The 19,660-nt window shown below is 72.2% G+C and carries 19 protein-coding genes; 10 read left to right on the top strand and 9 right to left on the bottom strand.

Annotation, left to right across the window (positions count from 1 at the left end):
* The first annotated feature begins 56 nt into the window (after positions 1-56).
* The 4 genes from DEJ25_RS05665 (at position 57) to DEJ25_RS05650 (ending at position 4,802) form a co-directional block, all read left to right on the top strand.
* Positions 57-2,756 carry an MMPL family transporter gene (locus tag DEJ25_RS05665; protein WP_111044043.1) on the top strand — a complete coding sequence of 900 codons (2,700 nt, stop codon included), beginning with the start codon at positions 57-59 and terminating at the stop codon, positions 2,754-2,756.
* 189 nt (positions 2,757-2,945) lie between these two features.
* Entirely contained in the window at positions 2,946-3,389 is a 444-nt protein-coding gene (locus tag DEJ25_RS05660; protein ID WP_111044042.1) for a MarR family winged helix-turn-helix transcriptional regulator, read from the top strand.
* Positions 3,390-3,439: 50 nt separating this feature from the next.
* Positions 3,440-3,652, top strand: coding sequence for a hypothetical protein (locus DEJ25_RS05655; protein WP_110904323.1), 213 nt, complete (start codon positions 3,440-3,442; stop codon positions 3,650-3,652).
* Between the two features lie 55 nt (positions 3,653-3,707).
* Positions 3,708-4,802: an alkene reductase gene (locus DEJ25_RS05650; RefSeq protein ID WP_181427354.1), complete on the top strand. Its 1,095-nt coding sequence runs from the start codon at positions 3,708-3,710 to the stop codon at positions 4,800-4,802.
* A gap of 58 nt (positions 4,803-4,860) precedes the next feature.
* Here DEJ25_RS05650 and DEJ25_RS05645 read toward each other — a convergent pair whose 3' ends face one another.
* From DEJ25_RS05645 to uraD, 4 genes are read right to left on the bottom strand one after another with little or no spacing between them, the layout of a single operon-like run.
* Positions 4,861-5,487 (bottom strand): NTP transferase domain-containing protein, encoded by a 627-nt coding sequence (locus DEJ25_RS05645; RefSeq protein WP_258366428.1) that lies wholly within the window; start codon positions 5,485-5,487, stop codon positions 4,861-4,863.
* A gap of 9 nt (positions 5,488-5,496) precedes the next feature.
* A complete protein-coding gene (gene pucL, locus DEJ25_RS05640) occupies positions 5,497-6,450 on the bottom strand; it encodes a factor-independent urate hydroxylase (RefSeq protein WP_111044040.1) in 954 nt (317 codons plus the stop codon).
* Positions 6,451-6,456: 6 nt separating this feature from the next.
* Positions 6,457-6,810 carry a hydroxyisourate hydrolase gene (gene uraH, locus DEJ25_RS05635; RefSeq protein WP_110904319.1) on the bottom strand — a complete coding sequence of 118 codons (354 nt, stop codon included), beginning with the start codon at positions 6,808-6,810 and terminating at the stop codon, positions 6,457-6,459.
* Positions 6,807-7,358: a 2-oxo-4-hydroxy-4-carboxy-5-ureidoimidazoline decarboxylase gene (uraD, locus tag DEJ25_RS05630; protein ID WP_111044106.1), complete on the bottom strand. Its 552-nt coding sequence runs from the start codon at positions 7,356-7,358 to the stop codon at positions 6,807-6,809. Before uraD ends, uraH begins: the two co-directional genes overlap by 4 nt.
* Positions 7,359-7,573: 215 nt before the next feature.
* Between uraD and DEJ25_RS05625 the strand changes: the two genes are divergently transcribed.
* From DEJ25_RS05625 to DEJ25_RS05615, 3 genes are read left to right on the top strand one after another with little or no spacing between them, the layout of a single operon-like run.
* On the top strand, positions 7,574-8,407 hold the full coding sequence (locus tag DEJ25_RS05625; protein WP_111044039.1) for a xanthine dehydrogenase family protein subunit M: 834 nt from the start codon (positions 7,574-7,576) through the stop codon (positions 8,405-8,407).
* Positions 8,404-11,232, top strand: a complete 2,829-nt coding sequence (locus tag DEJ25_RS05620) for a molybdopterin cofactor-binding domain-containing protein (protein WP_111044038.1) — start codon at positions 8,404-8,406, stop codon at positions 11,230-11,232. Before DEJ25_RS05625 ends, DEJ25_RS05620 begins: the two co-directional genes overlap by 4 nt.
* Positions 11,232-12,221, top strand: a complete 990-nt coding sequence (locus tag DEJ25_RS05615; RefSeq protein ID WP_111044105.1) for an XdhC family protein — start codon at positions 11,232-11,234, stop codon at positions 12,219-12,221. Before DEJ25_RS05620 ends, DEJ25_RS05615 begins: the two co-directional genes overlap by 1 nt.
* Positions 12,222-12,227: 6 nt before the next feature.
* Here the strand turns inward: DEJ25_RS05615 and DEJ25_RS05610 are convergent, their stop codons facing one another.
* Positions 12,228-12,704 (bottom strand): NUDIX hydrolase, encoded by a 477-nt coding sequence (locus DEJ25_RS05610; RefSeq protein ID WP_111044037.1) that lies wholly within the window; start codon positions 12,702-12,704, stop codon positions 12,228-12,230.
* A 130-nt stretch (positions 12,705-12,834) separates the two neighbouring features.
* A complete protein-coding gene (locus tag DEJ25_RS05605) occupies positions 12,835-13,404 on the bottom strand; it encodes a manganese efflux pump MntP family protein (protein ID WP_111044036.1) in 570 nt (189 codons plus the stop codon).
* 347 nt (positions 13,405-13,751) lie between these two features.
* Between DEJ25_RS05605 and DEJ25_RS05600 the strand changes: the two genes are divergently transcribed.
* Together DEJ25_RS05600 and DEJ25_RS05595 are read left to right on the top strand one after the other, a co-directional pair.
* Positions 13,752-14,435, top strand: coding sequence for a hypothetical protein (locus DEJ25_RS05600; RefSeq protein WP_111044035.1), 684 nt, complete (start codon positions 13,752-13,754; stop codon positions 14,433-14,435).
* 302 nt (positions 14,436-14,737) lie between these two features.
* Positions 14,738-14,962: a hypothetical protein gene (locus DEJ25_RS05595; protein WP_111044034.1), complete on the top strand. Its 225-nt coding sequence runs from the start codon at positions 14,738-14,740 to the stop codon at positions 14,960-14,962.
* Positions 14,963-15,063: 101 nt separating this feature from the next.
* Here the strand turns inward: DEJ25_RS05595 and DEJ25_RS05590 are convergent, their stop codons facing one another.
* Entirely contained in the window at positions 15,064-16,350 is a 1,287-nt protein-coding gene (locus tag DEJ25_RS05590; RefSeq protein ID WP_111044033.1) for an amidohydrolase family protein, read from the bottom strand.
* A 124-nt stretch (positions 16,351-16,474) separates the two neighbouring features.
* Here DEJ25_RS05590 and DEJ25_RS05585 point away from each other — a divergent pair, with 124 nt between their 5' ends.
* Positions 16,475-17,872 carry an amidohydrolase family protein gene (locus tag DEJ25_RS05585; RefSeq protein ID WP_111044032.1) on the top strand — a complete coding sequence of 466 codons (1,398 nt, stop codon included), beginning with the start codon at positions 16,475-16,477 and terminating at the stop codon, positions 17,870-17,872.
* A gap of 65 nt (positions 17,873-17,937) precedes the next feature.
* Here DEJ25_RS05585 and DEJ25_RS05580 read toward each other — a convergent pair whose 3' ends face one another.
* Both DEJ25_RS05580 and DEJ25_RS05575 read right to left on the bottom strand, forming a co-directional pair.
* Positions 17,938-18,906, bottom strand: coding sequence for a PDR/VanB family oxidoreductase (locus DEJ25_RS05580; RefSeq protein ID WP_111044031.1), 969 nt, complete (start codon positions 18,904-18,906; stop codon positions 17,938-17,940).
* Positions 18,903-19,547 carry a helix-turn-helix domain-containing protein gene (locus DEJ25_RS05575; RefSeq protein WP_111044030.1) on the bottom strand — a complete coding sequence of 215 codons (645 nt, stop codon included), beginning with the start codon at positions 19,545-19,547 and terminating at the stop codon, positions 18,903-18,905. Before DEJ25_RS05575 ends, DEJ25_RS05580 begins: the two co-directional genes overlap by 4 nt.
* Positions 19,548-19,660 lie beyond the last annotated feature (113 nt).

Raw genomic sequence — 19,660 nt, 5'->3', positions numbered from 1 at the left:
TCCACCGGCGCACCCCGTTCGACAGCACACCCACGACGAAAGGAACGGGGCCCAGCATGGCCGGTCTCCTCTACCGCCTCGGTCGCTTCGCGGCCCGCCGACACTGGACGGTGATCATCGCCTGGATCGTCCTCATGGCGATCGCCGGTGTCACCTTCAGCCTGTTCTCGGGCACCATCTCGTCCTCGATCACGATCCCCGGCACGAAGACCAGCCAGGTACAGGACGAGCTGGCCGACAAGTTCCCGAGCGCGAACGGCGGCAACGGCACGCTGGTCTTCCAGACGACCGACGGCAAGGCCTTCACCGACAGCCAGCAGGACGAGGTCAAGTCGTTCCTCACCGACCTCGAGGACCTGCCCGGCGTCAAGGGCACCACCGACGGGTTCGCCACCCAGCAGCGGCTCGACGACCAGCGGCAGAAGATCGTCGACGGTCGCAAGGAGATCGCGGACGGCCGTCAGGAGCTGGAGGACGGACAGAAGGAGCTCGACGCCCAGAAGGCCCAGCTCGCGTCCGGCCAGCAGCAGATCGCGGACGCCCAGGCCCAGCTCGACGCACAGAAGGCGCAGGCACAGGTCCAGGCACAGGCCGCGGGAGCCGCCGCGGCCGCCAGCGCCGCAGCACAGGCACAGGCGCAGGCCGGCCAGCAGCAGCTCACGCAGGCGCAGGCGCAGATCGACGCCCAGAAGCAGCAGCTGACCGCGGGTGAGCAGCAGATCGCCGACGCCCAGAAGACCATCGACCAGAACACGCAGAAGCTCGAGGACAGCGAACGCGACCTCGAACAGGGCTCCGACCTGCTCGACCTGTCGAAGGACATCCGGTTCGTCTCGTCGAACGACTCCGCGGCCATCGGCACGGTGCAGTTCACCAAGTCGACCTACGAGGTGCCGCAGACCACGAAGCAGGAGATCTCGGACCGTGCCGATGCCGCGAAGATCAGCGGCGTCGACGTCTTCGTGTCGAACGACATCGCGCAGGGCGTGCCCTCGATCCTCGGACCGGGCGAGATCATCGGCGTCATCATCGCCGCCCTCGTGCTGTTCCTCATGCTCCGAACGGTCATCGGCGCCGCGATCCCGCTGCTCAGCGCCGTGCTCGGTGTCGGCGTCGCGACCCTCGCCTCACTGTCCTTCTCCGACCTGGTCGAGTTCATCTCGGTCACGCCGGTGCTCGGGGTGATGCTCGGCTTGGCGGTCGGGATCGACTACTCGCTGTTCATCCTCAACCGCCACCGGACCCAGCTGAAGCAGGGCATGGGCGTGCACGAGTCGATCGGGCTCGCGAACGGTACCTCCGGCAACGCCGTGGTCTTCGCCGGCACGACGGTCATCGTCGCGCTGCTCGCGCTGAACATCACCGGCATCCCGTTCCTCGGCCTGATGGGCACGGTCGGTGCGGTGGCGGTCCTGTTCGCCATCCTCATCGCGACCTCGTTCACGCCGGCACTGCTGTCGCTGCTCGGCTTCCGGATCCTCCGGAAGAAGGAGCGTCAGCAGATCGGGCACACCGGCTCGGTCCAGGTGCCGAACAAGCCGATGTCGACCTGGCGTGCCGTGATCACCCTGGTCGCGGGCGTCGCCGTCCTCGGCACGATCGCACTGCCCGCGACGCAGATGCGCCTCGGCCTGCCGTCGGGTTCGTCCGAGGCCGTCGAGTCCAGCCAGTACAAGGCGTACAAGACACTCGAGAAGGAGTTCGGCGCCGGCCAGAACGGCCCGCTGCTCGTCGTCGCCACCCTGCCGAAGGCCATCAGCGAGGACGACGTCACCGGCACCGAGGTGACCATCGGCCAAGCGCTCGCGAAGAACGGCGACGTCGACGCGGTCCTGCCCATCGGCGCGTCGAAGGACCGCACGATCATCGCCTTCCAGGTGAAGCCGGACGGCGGTCCGGACAGCGTCTCCACCGAGGAGCTCGTCAAGGACCTCCGCACCCAGAGCGTCTCGACCGACGACGGACGGGTGGAGCTCGGCGTCGCCGGCAACGCCAGCGCCAACATCGACGTGTCCGAGAAGCTCGCGAACGTGCTGCCGCTCTACCTGGCGGTCGTGGTCGGACTGTCGCTGATCATCCTGATCATCGTGTTCCGGTCGTTCCTGGTCCCGATCACGGCGACCGCGGGGTTCATCCTGTCGGTGCTCGCCTCGTTCGGTGGTCTGACCGCGATCTACCAGTTCGGCTGGCTCGGCAGCGTGTTCGGCGTGCACGACCCGGCACCGATCCTGAGCTTCCTGCCCATCATCGAGATCGGCATCCTGTTCGGTCTCGCGATGGACTACCAGCTGTTCCTGGTCTCCGGCATGCGTGAGGCGTACGCGCACGGCGCCAGCGCGAAGGTCGCGGTCCAGCGCGGTCTGCACGCCGGCCGGGCGGTGGTCACGGCGGCCGCGATCATCATGATCTCGGTCTTCGCCGGTTTCATCTTCTCGGAGTCGTCGACCATCAAGCCGATCGGCTTCGGCCTGGCGTTCGGTGTCCTGCTCGACGCGTTCGTGGTCCGCATGCTGCTCATCCCGGCCGTGATGCACCTGCTCGGCAAGAGCGCCTGGTGGATCCCGAAGTGGCTCGACCGGATCCTGCCGGACGTCGACGTCGAGGGCGCCAAGCTCGAGCGCATGCAGCCGGCCGCGCAGCACGGGTCGTCGGCCCCGACGGACGACCGCGGCGCCCACCACGGGTCGCATGCGGCTCCGGCCGAGCCGGACGCGCCGACCCACGACTCGGGTCATTCGCCCGCGCACCGCGCGTAGGCACCAGCGTCACCGACGCACGGCCGGTGCCGGTCCACGAGACCGGCACCGGCCCTCCCGTCCGTCGTCCACCCCGGCAAGACACCGGTGTTCGTCGGTCACATCGCGCAGATGCGCGGCGCAACAGACGAACACCGGTGTTCCGCAGCCCGTCCGCGACGCTTCGTGCACGAAGGGTACGGTGGACGCATGCGCTCCACCGAGACCGATCCGCTCTCGCTCGACCGGCAGCTCTGCTTCGCCCTCGCGGCCACGAGTCGCAGCGTCGTCGGGCTCTACCGGGAGTTCCTCGAGCCGTTGGGTCTCACCCATCCGCAGTACCTCGTGATGCTCGCCCTGTGGGAGCGCGACCCGCGGTCGGTCCGTGAGATCGCCGGCGAACTCCGGCTCGAGTCGGCGACCCTCAGCCCACTGCTCAAGCGACTGGAGGCCTCCGGCTACGTCCGCCGCAGCCGGAGCACCGAGGACGAGCGCCAGCTCGCGGTGTCCCTGACGACCGCCGGACGGTCGCTGCGTGACCGTGCCGAGGCCGTCCCGGTCGCGGTGGCCGCACGGCTCGGCTGGCCGGTGTCCCGGCTCGAGGCGCTGAAGGACGAGCTGACGGCACTGCTCGAGGTCGTCGACCACTCCTGACCACGGATGACGAGTACACTAACGATGAGGGCACGAACGGAAGGGTCGTCATGGGACGTTTCGCAGACTGGTACGGGCGCTGGAACACGACGCTCATCGACAAGATGGGCCCGTCGCAGATCGGTGCGGGCCACCCCGAGGGCCTCGACGACCGCACGATCGACCGCGGCTGCCCGATCTGCCACCAGCCGCTGTCCCTGCACACCGTGATCCGCCCCGAGGGTCAGGTCCGCTCCTCCACGCTGGTGTGCCCGCGCCCCTGACCGTCCTTCCGCCGAAGTCGGAATGTGCAACACGCACTCGACGTTCCCGCCCGACGTGAAGCTCTTCGAACCCACCGCGCTCGGCGCCCTCCGACTCAGCAACCGCATCGTCATGGCCCCGCTCACCCGCACCCGCGCCGGTGAGCACGGGGTCCCGAACGATCTGCTCGTCGAGCACTACGCGCAGCGTGCGACGCTCGGCATGATCATCACCGAGGGCACCTGGCCCGTGCAGGAGGGCCGCTCCTACCCTGGACAGCCCGGCATCGAGACCGACGAGCAGATCGCCGGCTGGCGCCGCGTCGCCGACGCCGTCCACGAGCGCGGCGGCACGATCGTCATGCAGCTCATGCACGGTGGTCGTGTCTCGCACCCCTCGATCTCCCAGACCCCGCGGATCGTCGGCCCGAGCGCCGTCGCCGCCCCCGGTCAGACGCACCTGGCCGACGGTTCGAAGGCCGAGATGCCGGTCCCCCACGCGCTGACCACCGACGAGGTCGCCGAGGCCGTCCAGGCCCACGTGCAGGCTGCTCGCAACGCCATCGCAGCCGGGCTCGACGGCGTCGAGGTGCACGGTGCGAACGGCTACCTGGTGCACCAGTTCATGTCGCGCCACTCGAACACCCGCACCGACCAGTACGGCGGCTCGCCGGAGAACCGTGCCCGCTTCGCCGTCGAGGTCGTCACCGCCGTCGCCGCGGCCGTCGGCGCGGACCGCATCGGCATCCGCCTGTCGCCCGAGCACGGCATCCAGGGCGTCATCGAGGACGACGCCGCCGATGTGCGTGCCGTCTACACGGCGATCGCCGAGGGCCTGGCACCGCTCGGCCTGGCCTTCATCGACGTCCTGCACGCCGAGCCGGCCGGTGAGCTCGTGCAGGGCATCCGCCGCACCGCGGGAGCGCCGTTCGTCGTCAACTCGGGCTTCAGCGTCATGACCGACCGCGACGAGGCCATCGCCGTCATCGAGGGCGACGTGGCCGATGCGATCGCCGTCGGCCGTCCCGCCATCGCCAACCCGGACCTCGCGGAGCGCTGGGAGCAGGACGCCGAGCTCAACCAGCCGCGGCCGGAGCTGTTCTACGGCCAGACCGGCGAGGGCTACACCGACTACCCGACCCTCACCGAGGTGCGCGCGTCGGTCGCGTAGTCCACACATGACGGGAGGCCCGTGGCGAGTCCGCCACGGGCCTCCCGTCGTGTCCGGGTCAGGTGACGCCCACCCCCGCGCGGTCCTGGTCGGCTCCGTCCCAGAGGTCGCTGCACTCCACCGGCCGCGTGCCGGCCGACCGGAGCCAGTGCCCGGCTCCTCGGTCTTCCCCGGCTGCCGAGCCGAGGGACTCCCCGAGCGCGTCCCAGTGGTCGCGCCCGATGAGCACCGGGTGCCCGGGCCGGCCGCCGTGCACCGCCCGTCGGAGTGACGCGCGGTCCGCAGCCGCGCGACCGCGGTCGTCGAGCACCCGACGCACCGCCCCCGCCGGCAGCCCCGGCAGGTCCACGAGCGTGACGAGCACGGCGGTGACGTCCGGGTCCTCCGCCGCGGCCACCAGGCCGGTCAGCAGCGAGGCGGACGGCCCGCGTTCCCAGTCGGCGGCGACCACGGTGCGGACCGCCGGCCGCCCGGGGACCAGGCCACGGGCCTCCCGGCTGGCGGCACCGAGGACGACGACCACCGCGTCGCAGCCGCCGTCGAGCAGGGCCGCGACCGCCACGTCGACCCATGGTCGACCGTCCGGTCGACGCACCAGTGCCTTCGGACGGCCCATCCGGGTGCCGGCGCCGGCCGCGAGGACGACGCCGACCACCCGGCCCGGTCGCGTGTCGGCGGTCGTCACGTCGGATCGTCAGACGAAGCCGGGCACCGCGAGCCAGGCTGCGGGAGCCTCCTCGACGCCGTCCCGGACGACCGTGCCCGAGATGAGGCCGTAGGGGCGGTCCGCGGCGAAGAAGACCTCGCCCGGGTTGTCGAGGCCGAATGGTGCCAGGTCGACCAGGAAGTGGTGCTTGTTCGGCATCGAGAAGCGCACCTCGGCGATCTCGGGGAACGCCTCGATCGCGGTGCGCCCCATCGCGAACAGGGTCTGCTGCAGCGCGAGCGAGTGCAGGTCGGCGAAGGTCTCGAGCATCCGCGCGAGGACCCCCGCGTGCACGGCGCCGTAGTCGATGCCGGCGGCGACCGCGTCCGGTAGGTACCGCCAGCGGGCCGTCACGGAGGTGGCGAGGATCCGGTCGTCGGTCTCGGCGAGGGTCGTGTACCCGTCGCGGGGGAAGCCGTGGAACTCGCTGCCGGTCGACTTCAGCACGGTCAGGTCCGTGACGCCCGCGATCACGTGGACGTCCTCGCCGTCGACCTGCACGACGGCGGTGCGCGTGCCGGCGCCGGCCCGGACGAAGGCGTGGTCGTGCTCGCGGCCGGCGACCGCGATGCGCTCCCAGGTGTGCTGCTCGGCGGACAGCGTCGCCCCGTCGTACCAGTCGAACGCGGTCGTGAAGTGCCGGCCGAGGCGGAGCAGGAACTCCTCGGGGCTGTGCACGCCGTGCTCGCGCGCGAAGGCGTAGACCGTGTTCTTCTGGCTGTCGGTCGCCAGGACCTTCGCGTTGTCGCCGTCCGTGTACGAGTCGACGAGCGCCGTGCCGCGCAGCTGGGTCGTGACGGTGAGGTCCTCGATCTCGTGGCGGTCGGTGTCGCGGGTGATGCGGACCAGGCGGACCTCGGCCTTGCCGTACTGGTTGGCGCCGAGGTGGACGGTGGTGGGCACGGCGGTGCTGGTGTCGGGTGCGGTGCTGGTGTCGGTCATGGTGGGTCAGCTCCCTCGGTAGGTGGAGTAGGCGAACGGACTGAGAAGAAGGGGGACGTGCAGGTGCGGGGCGGGATCGTCCGGTGTCAGCCCGTCCGGCTGCTCGGGCACGGTGATGGTCACGGTGACGCGGGGGTGGAACGTCCCGGTGTCGAGCGCCGCCCAGTACGCGCCGGTGGCGAAGGACAGCGTCCACTCCCCCGGCGTGAGCAGATCCGGCCCGAGGCTGCTGATCCGACCGTCGCCGTCGGTGCGCCCGGAGGCGACGAGCGCCCCGTCGGCGTCGGTCAACGAGACGGCGACCCCGGCGGCCGGCCAGCCGTTCGTCGTGTCGAGCACATGGGTGCTGAGGTGGCTCATCGGATGCTCCTGTCGAGTCGGAGGAGGGCGATCTCCCGCAGTTGGTCGGCGACCTCGGCACGCTCGGTGGTGTCGTCGGCGTCCAGACGGCGGTGCAGTTCGGCGAGCACCTCGTCGGCACTCCGGCCGGCTGCCCGGATGAGGAACACCCGGTCGAAGCGCGCCTCGTAGGCGGCGTTGCCCGCCCGGAGCGCGGCCGCGGTGTCCGCGTCCGGGTCCGCCGAGGCGGCCTGCTCCAGCCGGGAGGCTGCTGCCGCGGCCCCGTCGCCCACCGGCCGGTCCCCGATCCGTGGATGTTCGGCGAGGGCGGCCTCCACCTCGTCGTCGGTCCAGGTCCGCGCGAGCCGGTCGGCCTCGGCCGTGAGGGCGTCCGCTGACCTGTACGGACGGCCGGCGAGGACGGCGTCGATCCACCGGGGCACGGCGGCCCACGACGTGACGAGTGCCCGGGCAGCGTCGTCGTCGAGCCGGTCGAACGCGAGCACGCTGCCGGGGTCGCCGGCGGGTCCGGGCGACGCGGCGCCGGTGTCGGGCGGTGGAACGGTCATGTCCCGGAGGATGGCACCCGCGTGTTTCGGGGAGAGGTCGAGCAGGTCACGGGTCCGGTGCACCGCCCGACACCGGCTGTTGCTTCCCCGTAACGACGCTGAAACACCGGTTCCCTAGCGTGGCGACATGGCATGGAACCGGGGCATGATCGCGCACGGCCGACGAGTCGGTGCGCTCGTCGTCCCCTGCCGCCCTGCCCCGATCGGACCCGTCCATGGACCTCGTCTCCGTCCGCACCGTGCGGACACCGTCGCACCGCGACGACCTCGCCTTCGCACCCGGTGACCGCCCACTCGGCGGCGGCACCTGGCTCTTCTCCGAGGAACAGCCCGGCCTGACCGGGCTCGTCGACCTGACGACCCTCGGCTGGCCGGACGTCGAACGGACGCCCGGCACCCTGACGATCGCGGCGACGTGCACGATCGCCGCGCTGCTCCGCGTGCAGGCGGACGCCGCTTGGACCGCCTGGCCGCTGGTGGACCGGTGCGCCAACGCGCTGCTCGCCTCGTTCAAGGTGTGGAACGCGGCGACCGTGGGCGGGAACGTGGCGGTCGGACTGCCGGCGGGCGCGATGACGGCGCTGCTCGTGACACTCGACGCGACCGCGGTGGTGTGGACGCCCGACGGCGGGGAGCGCCGGATCCCCGTCGAGCGGCTCGTGCTCGGGGTGCGGACGCTCGACCTCCGGCACGGCGAGGTGATCCGGGCGTTCGACCTGCCCGAGCGGGCACTCCGGGCGACGACCGGGTTCCGCCGGGTGTCGCTCAGTCCGCACGGTCGGTCGGGCTCGCTCGTCACCGCTCGGTGGTCGGCCGCGGGCTTCGTGCTCGTCGTCACGGCGGCGACCCGGCACCCGGTGGTGTTCCGCTGGCCCGTGGTCCCACCGGCCGACGAGGTGGACGCGGCGCTCGACACCGTGCTGGGGTCCGACGCGGACTGGTACGACGACCCGCACGGATCTCCCCGGTGGCGACGGGCGGTGAGCAGCGTCTTCGCCCACGAGCTCCGGGCCGAAGCAGCCGGAGCAGCCGGAGCGGGTACACGATGAGGCTCGAGGTGGACGGCGCCCCGCTGGACGTCACCCCGCAGCCCGGCCAGGTCCTCCGCACGCTCCTCCGCGAGCACGGCGTGACCTCGGTGAAGAAGGGCTGCGACGCCGGCGACTGCGGTGCCTGCACGGTCCTCGTCGACCAGGTGCCGGTGCACTCCTGCATCACGCCCGCGCACCGGCTCGACGGCAGCACGGTGACCACGGCCGCCGGTCTCGGCACCCCGGAGCACCCGCACCCCGTCCAGCGGGCGTTCGCCGAGGCACCCGGGTTCCAGTGCGGCTTCTGCACGGCGGGCTTCGTCGTCACCGCCTCGACGCTGACCGAGGACGACCTGGCCGACCGGCACCGGAAGCTGAAGGGCAACCTCTGCCGCTGCACCGGGTACCGGGCGATCGAGGACGCGCTCGACGGCGTCGTCAACACCACCTGTGCAGCACCGGGTGCGGCGATCGGCACCTCGGTCGCGGCACCGGCAGCCCGGCGCATCGTCTCCGGCAGCGAGGAGTACACGCTCGACGTGCCCGACGGCCTGCTCTCCGGCTCGGACGACGGGCTCCGGCGGACCCAGGCGCTCCTGCACCTCGCCGTCCTCGGCAGCCCGCACCCGCACGCCCGCATCAGGTCGATCGACACCGTCGCGGCCGAGGCCCTCCCCGGCGTCCATGCCGTGTTGACGTACCGGGACGACCCCGGCGTGCTGTTCTCCACCGGCCGCCACGAGTCCCGGCTCGACGACCCGGACGACACCCGCGTGCTCGACCGGGTCCTGCGGTTCCGCGGCCAGCGCGTCGCAGCCGTCGTCGCCGACAGCGTGCGGATCGCCGAGCAGGCGTGCGCCCTGGTCCACGTCGACTACGAGGTCCTCGACAGCGTGCACGACCCGGACGCCGCACGCCGACCGGGCGCCCCGCTCCTGCACGGCGACAAGACGACGGCCGAGCACCGGATCGGCGAGCCCGCCCGGAACGTCGTGGCGAGCCTCCACGGCGGCACCGGCGACGTCGAGACCGCACTGTCCGCGTCGGCCGCGACCGTCGACGGCGTCTGGACCACCGGCCGCGTCTCGCACGCGGCCCTCGAGACGCACGCCACCCGCGGGTGGGTGGACCCGGACGGGAGGCTCGTGCTCCGGACCGCCACACAGGTCCCGTTCCTCGTGCGGGACGAGATCGCCCGCGTGTTCTCGCTGGACCCGGCCGGGGTACGCGTCGTCGCCAAGCGGGTGGGCGGCGGGTTCGGCGGCAAGCAGGAGCTGCTCACCGAGGACCTCGTCACCCTCGCGGTACTGCGGACCGGCCGCACCGTGCAGTTCGAGTTCAGCCGACGTGACGAGTTCACGGTCGCCCCCACCCGGCATCCGATGCGCGTCCGGGTCCGGCTCGGCGCCGACGCGGACGGCACGCTCACCGCCCTGCACGTCGACCAGACGATGGACACCGGGGCGTACGGCAACCACGGCATCGGCGTCATGTTCCACTCCGTCAGTGAGTCCGTCGCGGTGTACCGGTGCCCGGTGAAGCGCGTCGACGCGGAGTCGGTGTACACGAACAACCTGCCTTCGGGGGCGTTCCGCGGGTACGGGCTCGGACAGGTGGTGTTCGCGATCGAGTCGGCCATGGACGACCTCGCCCGTGAACTGGGCATCGACCCGGTCGAACTGCGACGGCGGAACGTCGTGGTGCCCGGCGACCCGCTCGTCGTCACCGACCCGCACGAGCAGAGCGACCTGCGGTGGGAGGGCAGCTACGGGCTCGACCAGTGCCTCGACCTCGTCGAGGACGCCCTGGCCGGACCGCTCCCCGAGGTCCCCCGGATGGACGGCCCGGAACTGAGCGGCCCCGGCCTGGACCATGCCGCGGACTGGGCGTTCGGGACCGGGATGGCCCTCGCGGCGATCGCGACCATGCCGCCCCGCGGACACCACGCGCACACGTCCGTCGAGCTGCTGCCCGGCGGACGGTACCGAATCGGCGTCGGCACGGCGGAGTTCGGCAACGGCACCACCACCGTGCACACGCAGCTCGTCGCCACCGCGCTCGGCACGACGCCAGACCGGGTCGACGTGCACCAGTCCGACACCGACGCCGCCCGACACGACACCGGGGCGTTCGGGTCCGCCGGGGTCGTCGTCGCCGGTCGTGCGCTGTACGCCGCCGCACAGGCACTCCGGGACGACCTGACCGCCCGCGCGCTCGCGCTCGTCGCGGCCCGGACGCCGAGGACCGCGTCGGGCGTGCTCGGTCCGGCGGTGGTCGTCGAACCCGAGGGGGTGCGGGTCGGCGCCGAACTCGTGGGCCACGCGGAACTCCTCGCCGAGGGCCCGCTGATCGCCCACGCCAGCCACGACGGCACCCCGCGCTCGCTCGCGTTCACCGTTCACGGGGCCCGGGTCGCCGTGCACCGGCCCACCGGCGAGGTCCGCGTCCTGCAGAGCGTGCAGGCCGTCGACGCGGGCACCGTCCTGAACCCGGAACAGCTCCGCGGCCAGGTGGAGGGCGGCGCTGCCCAGGCGATCGGGTCGACGCTGTACGAGGAGGTCGTGCTCGACGACGCCGGCCGGGTCACCACCGACGCCTTCCGTTCCTACCGGGTGCCGAAGATCTCCGACGTGCCGCGGACCCAGGTGCTGTTCGCGGACACCCACGACCCGCTCGGACCCCTCGGCGCGAAGTCGATGAGCGAGGCCCCGTACAACCCGGTCGCCCCGGCGGTCGCGAACGCCGTGCGGGACGCGATCGGCATCCGGCCGTACCGGCTGCCGATGACCCGCGACCGGGTGTGGGCGCTGCTGGCGGACGCGACCGACGCCGGGCGTGCCTGATGTTCGAACTGGCACCGCGCCTCCTGGCCGTGCTCGAGGCCGGCGACCCCGTCGTCGTCGCGACCGCCGTCGACGTCCAGGGCAGTGCACCGAGCGGGACCGGTACCTCGATGGTGGTGCTGCCCGGCGGCGAGGTCGTCGGGACGATCTCCGGTGGATGCGTCGAGGGGTCGCTGTACGGCACCGCCGAGGAGGTCTTGGCGACCGGCGTCCCGGTCCTGGAACGCTTCGGGTTCGAGGACCCGTCCGGACCGACTGCGGACTGGGCACCCGGCCTGCGGTGCGGGGGCCGGGTCGAGGTCCTCGTCCACCGGGTCCTGCCGGCCGACACCGTCGTGCTCGACGCGCTCCGCACCGCCGCCGCCGGGACGCCGACGTCGCTCGGTCTGTCGCTCGACGCCGCCTCGCTCGGCACGGTCGTGCCCTCGTCGGACGGCTGCCGCACCCGCGTCTTCACCGAGTACGCGGGCGGCCGGGCGCGGTGCATCGTCGTCGGCGCGGTCGAGTTCGCCGTCGCCGTGACGAACACCGCGGCGATGCTCGGCTACGCGGTGACCGTCGTCGACCCGAGGCCGGTGTTCCTCACCGACCAGCGATTCCCGGCGGCGCAGGAACGTGTCGTCGGGTGGCCGCCGCGGGTCCTCGCCGACACCGCGATCGGACCGGACACCGTCGTCGTCGTGCTCACGCATGACGACCGGTTCGACGCCGAGGTGCTCGACCTCGCGCTCCGTCGGGGCGCCGGGTACGTCGGGGCGATGGGCTCCCGGGCGACGCACGAGCGGCGGATGGCAGTACTGCGCGAGCTCGGGACGCCGGACACCGAGCGGCTGCGGTCCCCGATCGGTCTGGACATCGGGGCGGAGACCCCTGCCGAGATGGCGCTGTCGATCATGGCCGAGGTGGTGGCGGTCCGCCGGGGCGCTCCGGGCGGGGCGCTCGTCGACGGGAGCGGGCCGGTGCACCGGCGGGCGGTGCCGGTGCGTTGACCTGCGTCAGCTGCCGGTGACGAGACGTGCGAGGAGCGGGTACCAGTGCCGCTCCCGCAACACCGACCCGGTGCCGCCGTCGAGCCACTCGCCGGGGACGACCGGTCTCGCGTCGGTCGTCCACACCCCGAACGCCGTGACCGGTGTCGGCCACTCGTACCCCGGTGTCCCTTGCGGAACGGTGTTGCGGACGGCTCCGGCGTAACGGATCGGCTGTGATCCGCCGACCACGCGTCGGGCGAGTTCCACGATCGCGACCGCACCGTCGAGGTCATCCGGATCGACGCGTGCGGTCGGCAGGTCGGCCTTGCCGGACCCGTCGCGGGGCGTACAGAACACGCGTTCCCCGTCGGTCAGGAGCAGGCGGACCAGCCCCGTCGGCCGGAGCACGGGACCGCCGAGGACGACGTCGGCGACCCCGCCGGGCGGTAGCCAGGGGGCATCCGGCGTCGTCGCGATGACCTCGGGGAGCCTGTCCTGCATCGGATGAGGGTACCGATGACGCTGCCGGCGCGTGCGGTGCTGCCACACGATCGCGGATCCGACCCGCCCGCTGACACACGGTGGGTTCCGGACGGGCCCCCGTCTCATGTCGTGAAGACCTTGCTCGTCGTCAGCCGAGGACGCCGGTGTGCTCCAGCACGATCTGCACGCCGATGAGGATGAGCACCACACCACCGGCGATCTCGGCCGGCTTGCCGAAGCGGGCACCGACGCGGCGTCCGACGGCTACCCCGACGAAGCTCAACACCGCCGTCGTGATGCCGATGAGCAGGACCGCCCACCCGATCGACACCGGCAGGAACGCCAGCGTGATGCCGACCGCGAGCGCGTCGATGCTCGTCGCGATGGCCAGCACCAGCAGTTCGCGGATCCGCAGCCGGTCGGTGTCCTCCGCCGTGTCCTCGTGCCGACTGAAGGCCTCCCAGAGCATCTTGCCGCCGACGAGCGCGAGCAGCCCGAACGCGACCCAGTGGTCGTAATCGGCGATCGCTCCGGCGAAGGTCGTTCCGAGGAGCCACCCGAGCAATGGCATCACCGCCTGGAACAGGCCGAACACGAGAGCGATCACCACGGCCTGGCGGACGGCGAACCGCCGCATGTGCAGGCCCTTGCCGAGTGCGACGGCGAAGGCGTCAGCGGAGACGCCGAGCGCGATCAGGAACAGGGCCCAGAACGACATGGGGGTGGTGCCTCTCGAGGTGACGGAGGAGACACCGGCGTCTCGGAACTCGACGATCCTGCCATGCCCCAGCGGACCTCCCGACCGGAAAAGACCTGATCAGAGGGATTCGGGACGACGAATTCGCGCGTTCGCTCCGCCACCACTCGGAGGCCGGTTGTCACAGAACGGTAACGAGGACAAACCGACCCAAACCAGTTCGCGGATGGCCCCGAACCACTGTCACAAGCCGGGAAACACCCGCAGCGCTCACCAGCAGCTCACCGCTGGTTCTCCACCCCTTCGCGGGGTGTGTTCGGCGCGCTGTCACCCACCGCGCCGAGCGCGACAAGCAAAGGAATGAAGACATGCGCAAGTCCCTGAAGACCTCGATCACCCTCGCCACGACCGGAGCCCTCGTCCTCGGCGGCGCCGCGTTCGGTGTGTCCGCCGCGAACGCGTCGACCCCGACCGTGCACACCGTCTCCTCCAGCTCCGCCGCGAAGATCCCCGCACCGGTCGCCTCGGTCCCCGAGGTCCTCGGCGGCGACACCTCCGTCGCCCTCGACAAGGGCTTCACCGACGCCCTCACCTCCCTGAAGCTGACCCCGGGCGTCTCCGGCAACGCCAAGCTCGCCGACGGCGCCGTGTCCTTCCCGATCACCTCCGGCTCGGTCACCTACTGGAGCCCGGACGGCAAGTACCGCCCCTACGTCCAGGGCCTGCTGAACCACGACGACTCCGGCCTGACCCTCACGGCCGGCGACACCGTCGTCACGCTCGAGAACTTCGTCGTCAACCCCGGCTCCTCCAAGCTCTACGGCGACGTCCTGGTCAACGGCAAGGTCGCAGCACCGAACGCGTACCTGTTCTCCCTGCACGGCGGCTCGCTCAAGCCCCTCCAGCTCGAGGGTGACAACGCGATCCTGACCGGCACCACCGTGCACGTCTCCGACGACGCCGCGAAGCTGCTCAACGACACCTTCAAGACCGACGCCGTCAAGGGCGGCCTGCTCGTCGGCACCGCCACCATCACCGCCCAGATCAAGTAACACCCGATCCGGACAGACACCACCAGCACCACGACGAGAACGCCGCCCCGGACACACCGGGGCGGCGTTCTCGCGTTGCGCTGCGCGCTCCGACGCCCCGTCACCGCACGGCGCCGCCAAGTCCGCACGACGCCGCCGAGTCTCCGAGGCGCCGCCCTCTTCGGCGGCGTCTCGAGAGCTCCACGGCGTCTCGAGCGCTGGCCCCCCACCAGCAGCCCCTGGCTCTGGAGGCCCGTCCCGGCCGTGCCGTCGCGCTACACTCCCGATCGGGTGCGACCACGCACCCCAGGGGAGGTACGGGCATGTTCGGGAACCTGGCGACCGGTCCACACCTCGCAGTGCTGGTCGTGATCATGCTGCTCGAGATCGGAGCGCTGGTGCTCCTCTGGCGCGACGGAACCCGGAGCCGGCTGGCGAAGGTGGTCTGGACCGTCGTGGTCATCGTGATCCCGGTCGTCGGCGCACTCGGCTTCCTGGTCAACTGGGCACTGGGTCGACTCGCAGCGCGTCTCAACCGCGCGCACTGACCCAGACCGCCCCACGTCGAAACACCGCCGAGTCCCCGAGACGCCGCAGACTTCGGCGGCGTCTCACGAAGCAGGCGGCGTCTCGCGGAGACGCCGACGTCTCAGCGACGCTCCAGACGCTCCAGCAGCCGGGCCGCCAGCTCGCCCTCGTCGGCCGTGACGAGCCTCCCGTCCCGCACCACCACGCGCCCACCGACGACGACGTGCTTCGGCCGCCGTCCCGGTGACGCCCACAGGAGGCCCGCGACCGGGTCCGCCACACCGGCGTCGGCGACCCCGGACACGTCCCACACGCAGAGGTCGCCCGCCGATCCGGTGCCGAGGTGACCGAGCTCCGGCCTGCCGAGACCGACGGCGGAGCCCTCGGTCGCCATCCCGAGCACCTGGCGTGCCGGTAGCTGCGGCCCGACCAGCGCGGACACCTGCATCGCGAGCCGAGCGTCGGCGAGCAGGTGTCCGGCGTCGTTGCTGCCACCGCCGCTCGTGCCGAGGCCGACCGGCACACCCGCGGCGGCGAGCCGGGCGACCGGCGCGATCCCCCACCCCATCGGCACGTCGCACCCCGGCGCGTGCGTCGCGGTGACACCGGCGGTCGCGAGGCGCTCGATCTCGTCGTCGGTGACGTCGCAGAGGTGCGCGATCGTGACGTCCGGCGCGAGCCACCCCCACTCCTCGAGCAGGTCGAGCGGCCGTCGGCCGTACCGTTCGAGCGCGATCGCCGTGTCGACCTGTTCGTTCGCCTGCGTCCGTCGACGGAGGCCGTGCTCCGCGGCGACCTCGCCGAGCGCCCGGAACGTGCCCTCTCCGTCGGAGTGCACGCCGGCCGGCCCGACTGCGACCTGCAGTCGGCCGTCCGGGTCCGTCCCGTCGACGGCGTCCTCGTGCAGCAGCGCACGGACGATCGCGTCCGCCGAGCCCGCCGCTCGTGACGGGTCGTCCCGCGCGCTCCCCCGGACGAAGACGAGCCGGCCGCCGAGACCGCGGACCGCGTCCACGGTCGCTGCGGCGAGCGCGACGGTCCCGTCGGGGCTCGCGTCGGTCGGCCAGTTCAGGTGGTGGTCTGCGATGGTCGTGACGCCGGACAGGAGGCCCTCCGCGGCTCCGACCGACGCCGCGACCCCGTAGAGCTCGGGGTCGTGGCCCGCGGCGGTGTACGCCTGCGCCATGGTGGGGAGCCAGGCCGCCATCGGCACACCACGGGTCCCGGGGAGCGTCCGGAAGGCGGTCTGCAGCAGGTGGTGGTGCGCGTTGACGAGTCCGGCGGTGACGACGCAGCCGGAGGCGTCGAGGGTGGTCGCGACGCTGCTGCCGTCGTCGACGACCACGTCACCGTCGTGTTCGGTGCGGGGATCGACGAGGACGCGGAGGGCACCGGTGACGGTCAGCATGCAAGCGTTTGTAGCAGGGCGCTGTTTCGTGCTCGTGACGCCCGTCGTTCCGGCGGAGGCACGCTGCGAGCGGGGGAAACCGGACGGTGACACCGGCGAAACACGCGGTCCCTAGGGTCCCCCCATGACCCAGACCCTGATCCGCGGCGGGTGGGTGCTGACCGCCGCCCCCGACCACTCCGAGACCCCGTCCGCGATCCGGGACGGCGCGGTGCTCCTCGACGGGGACCGGGTCGCCGCGGTCGGTGTGTTCGCCGAGCTGTCGGCAGCACACCCCGGTGCGACGATCCGCGGCGGGGCGCACGATCTGGTCACGCCGGGCTTCGTGAACACGCACGGGCACTTCAGCGAGGGGCTCATCACGGGCATCGGCTCGCAGTACACGCTGTGGGAGTGGCTGAACGCCCTCATCTCCCACGTCAACCCGGTGATGACGCGGGACAAGGCGTACGCGGGCACGATGCTGCAGGGCATCCAGATGCTCCGGAGCGGCGTGACGACGGCGAACGACATGTTCTGCTCGGACCCGATCGCCGGAGAACCGGCGACCCCGGGGGTCGTGCAGGCGCTCGAGGAGCTGGGCCTGCGCGGAGTGGTGTCGTTCGGCTCCGGGGACGTCGACCGCGGCTTCGGTCCGGCACCGATCCTCGAGGAGTTCGATGCCCTGCGCGAGGCCGCCGATGCCAGCCGGTACAGCACGTTCCGTGTGGGGATGTCCTCGATCGGCCGGTACTCGGACCAGGCCTGGCAGGAGCACATCGAGTACGCGGTCGACGGCGGGCACGGCATCCACGTGCACGTGCACGAGGTCCGCGAAGAGGTCACCGCAGCCCGCCAGCGCACCGGCAAGACGGTCGTCGGGCACGCCGAGGCGACGGGGATGTTCCGGGTGCCGGTGATCGCCGCGCACAGCGTCTGGATGGACCGGGAGGACCGCGAGACCTACGCCGCGAACGGGGTCGGCGTCGCGCACAACCCGGTCGCCAACGGCATCCTGGCGAGCGGCATCGCGCCGGTGGCGGAGCTCCGGGCGCTCGGGATCCCGGTCGGCATCGGTGTCGACGGGCCGGCGTCGAACGACTCGCAGGACTTCCTGCAGGCGATGAAGACGGCGGCGTTGCTCGCCCGGATCCGGGACCTGCAGGCGACCGCGATGACCGCCCGGGAGGCGTTCGAGATGGGGACGATCGGCGGTGCGACGGCACTGCGGATGGACGCCGAGATCGGGTCGCTGGAGCCGGGCAAGCGTGCGGACCTGGTCGTGTTCGACGGGGAGAGCCCGACGCTCGCGAACGTGCACGACCCGTTCCAGGCGGTCGTGTTCGTCGCCGGCAGCCGCGAGGTGAAGGACGTCTGGGTCGACGGCGAGCTCAGCCTGGCGGACTTCGAGGTGACGCGCGTCGACGTCCGGGAGGCCGTGGCCCGCGCCCGTCCGCTGGCTCGCCAGCTCGTCGAGCAGGCCGGGCTCGAGCGTCTCTCGGCGCTCACCGGTGCACCGGTGGAGCACACCGAGCGACCCTGACTGAGCCGACCCGCGGCGGACGGGAGGCCCTGCTCGCGTCAGTACCCGAGCCTCCCGTCCGGTGGTCAGAGTTCGAGCACCAGCCGCGGGCAGCCTCGCCTGGCGCGGGAGACGCAGACCATCATGGTGCGGTCGTCAGCCTGCTCCGCCGGGCTGAGCACGGTGTCGCGGTGGTCGACCGCGCCGTCGAGGACGGGGGTCTCGCACGTGCCGCAGGTGCCCTCGCGGCAGGACGACAGGACGAACGCGCCGGCGTCCTCCGCGACCTCGAGCAGGGTGCGGTCGGCCGGGACCGTGACCGTGACCCCGGTGAGGGTGAGCTCCACCTCGAACGACTCCCTCGGGGCGTCGACGTCAGCGGCGGGCTCGAACCGCTCGACCCGGACGCTGCCCGCGGGCCAGTGCGCGGCGGCGGCCTCGACCGCGTCCATCAGGCGGCGGGGGCCGCAGCAGTAGACGACGGCGTCCCGGGGCACCGCGAGGAGCGAGGCCACGTCGATCCGGGTGCCGTCGTCCGCGACGGCGAGCGCCACACGGTCCGGGTGGGCCACGACGAGTTCGTCGGCGAAGGCCATCCGGTCCCGGGTGCGGCCGGCGTAGTGGAGCTCCCACGGGGTGCCGCCAGCCTCGGCGGCGGCGATCATCGCGCGGATCGGGGTGATGCCGATGCCGCCAGCGACGAAGACCGCGGGCCGGTCGGGGTCGAAGCCGAAGTGGTTGCGCGGGCCGCCGACCAGGACCTCGTCGTCGACACGGAGCGTGTCGTGCACGGCGACGGACCCACCTCGCCCGGAGGCTTCGCGGAGGACGGCCACCCGCCAGTGCCCGTCGGGGGTGGTGGTGACGAGCGAGTACTGCCGTTCGATGCCGGGCGCCACCTCGAGGTCCACGTGGGCCCCGGGTTCCCACTCGGGCAGGGCGACGCCGTCGACCGACGCGAGGTCGAGGACGACGACGTCCTCAGCCACCCGCTGCCGGTCGGCGATCCGCATCCGGAGCCGGTCGTCCGGGGAGTCGACCAGACCGGCGCTCATGACGCGGCTCCGGCCCGCGGGGTCTCCTTGACGACGATCATGTGGAACGCACTGCCGTCGGCGCTGCACCAGCGGTGTCCGGTGCCACCCCGGTAGTAGGCCGAGTCGCCGGGGCCCAGGCGCAGCACGTCCTGGCCACGGAGGTCGAGCAGGACGTCGCCTTCGAGCACCGTGAGGAACTCGTCCTCACGGTGCTCGAAGTACTCGCCGAGGTCGGTGTCGTCGCCCTTCCACTCGAGCGGCTCGAAGGCGTGCGGGCCGGCGTGCACGAGGAGCCGCGCCTCGCCGCTGGAGAACGGCCCGCGGGCACCCTCGTCGGCGCGGAGCACCTCGGGTCCTCGGTCGTCCGGCTCGTTCCGGGCCGGGGCGCCGGCGGCGAGGAGTGCGACCTGGGTGGTGTCGAGCGCGGTGGCGATCTTCTCGAGCGACACCATGCTGGCGCGGGAGTGGCCGCGTTCGACCTGGCTGAGGAACGGGTGCGAGAGCCCGGTGCGCTCGGCGAGCTGGACGAGGGTCAGTCGTGCCGAACGCCGGAGTGCCCGGATGTGCTCGCCCACGAGACGGGCCTGTTCGTCGACCACCCGATCGGCCTCGGGAGCGTCCGGTGGCAGGTCGGCGTGGGGCAGGAGGTCGGTGGGCATCGCGCTCCGATCGTGGTCCGGACCAGCGGGCCGTTCCGTGCATCCCATCTCGTCACAGTCGGCAACCGGAGCGAAACGGGTGAGAAACACGACCCACCTAGCATCGTGGATGT

Origin of the sequence: Curtobacterium sp. MCPF17_011 (genome assembly GCF_003234145.1) — a bacterium.
Taxonomy (GTDB): domain Bacteria; phylum Actinomycetota; class Actinomycetes; order Actinomycetales; family Microbacteriaceae; genus Curtobacterium.
Note: the sequence above shows the minus strand (reverse complement) of the source record. Positions and strands in the feature narration are given on the sequence as shown.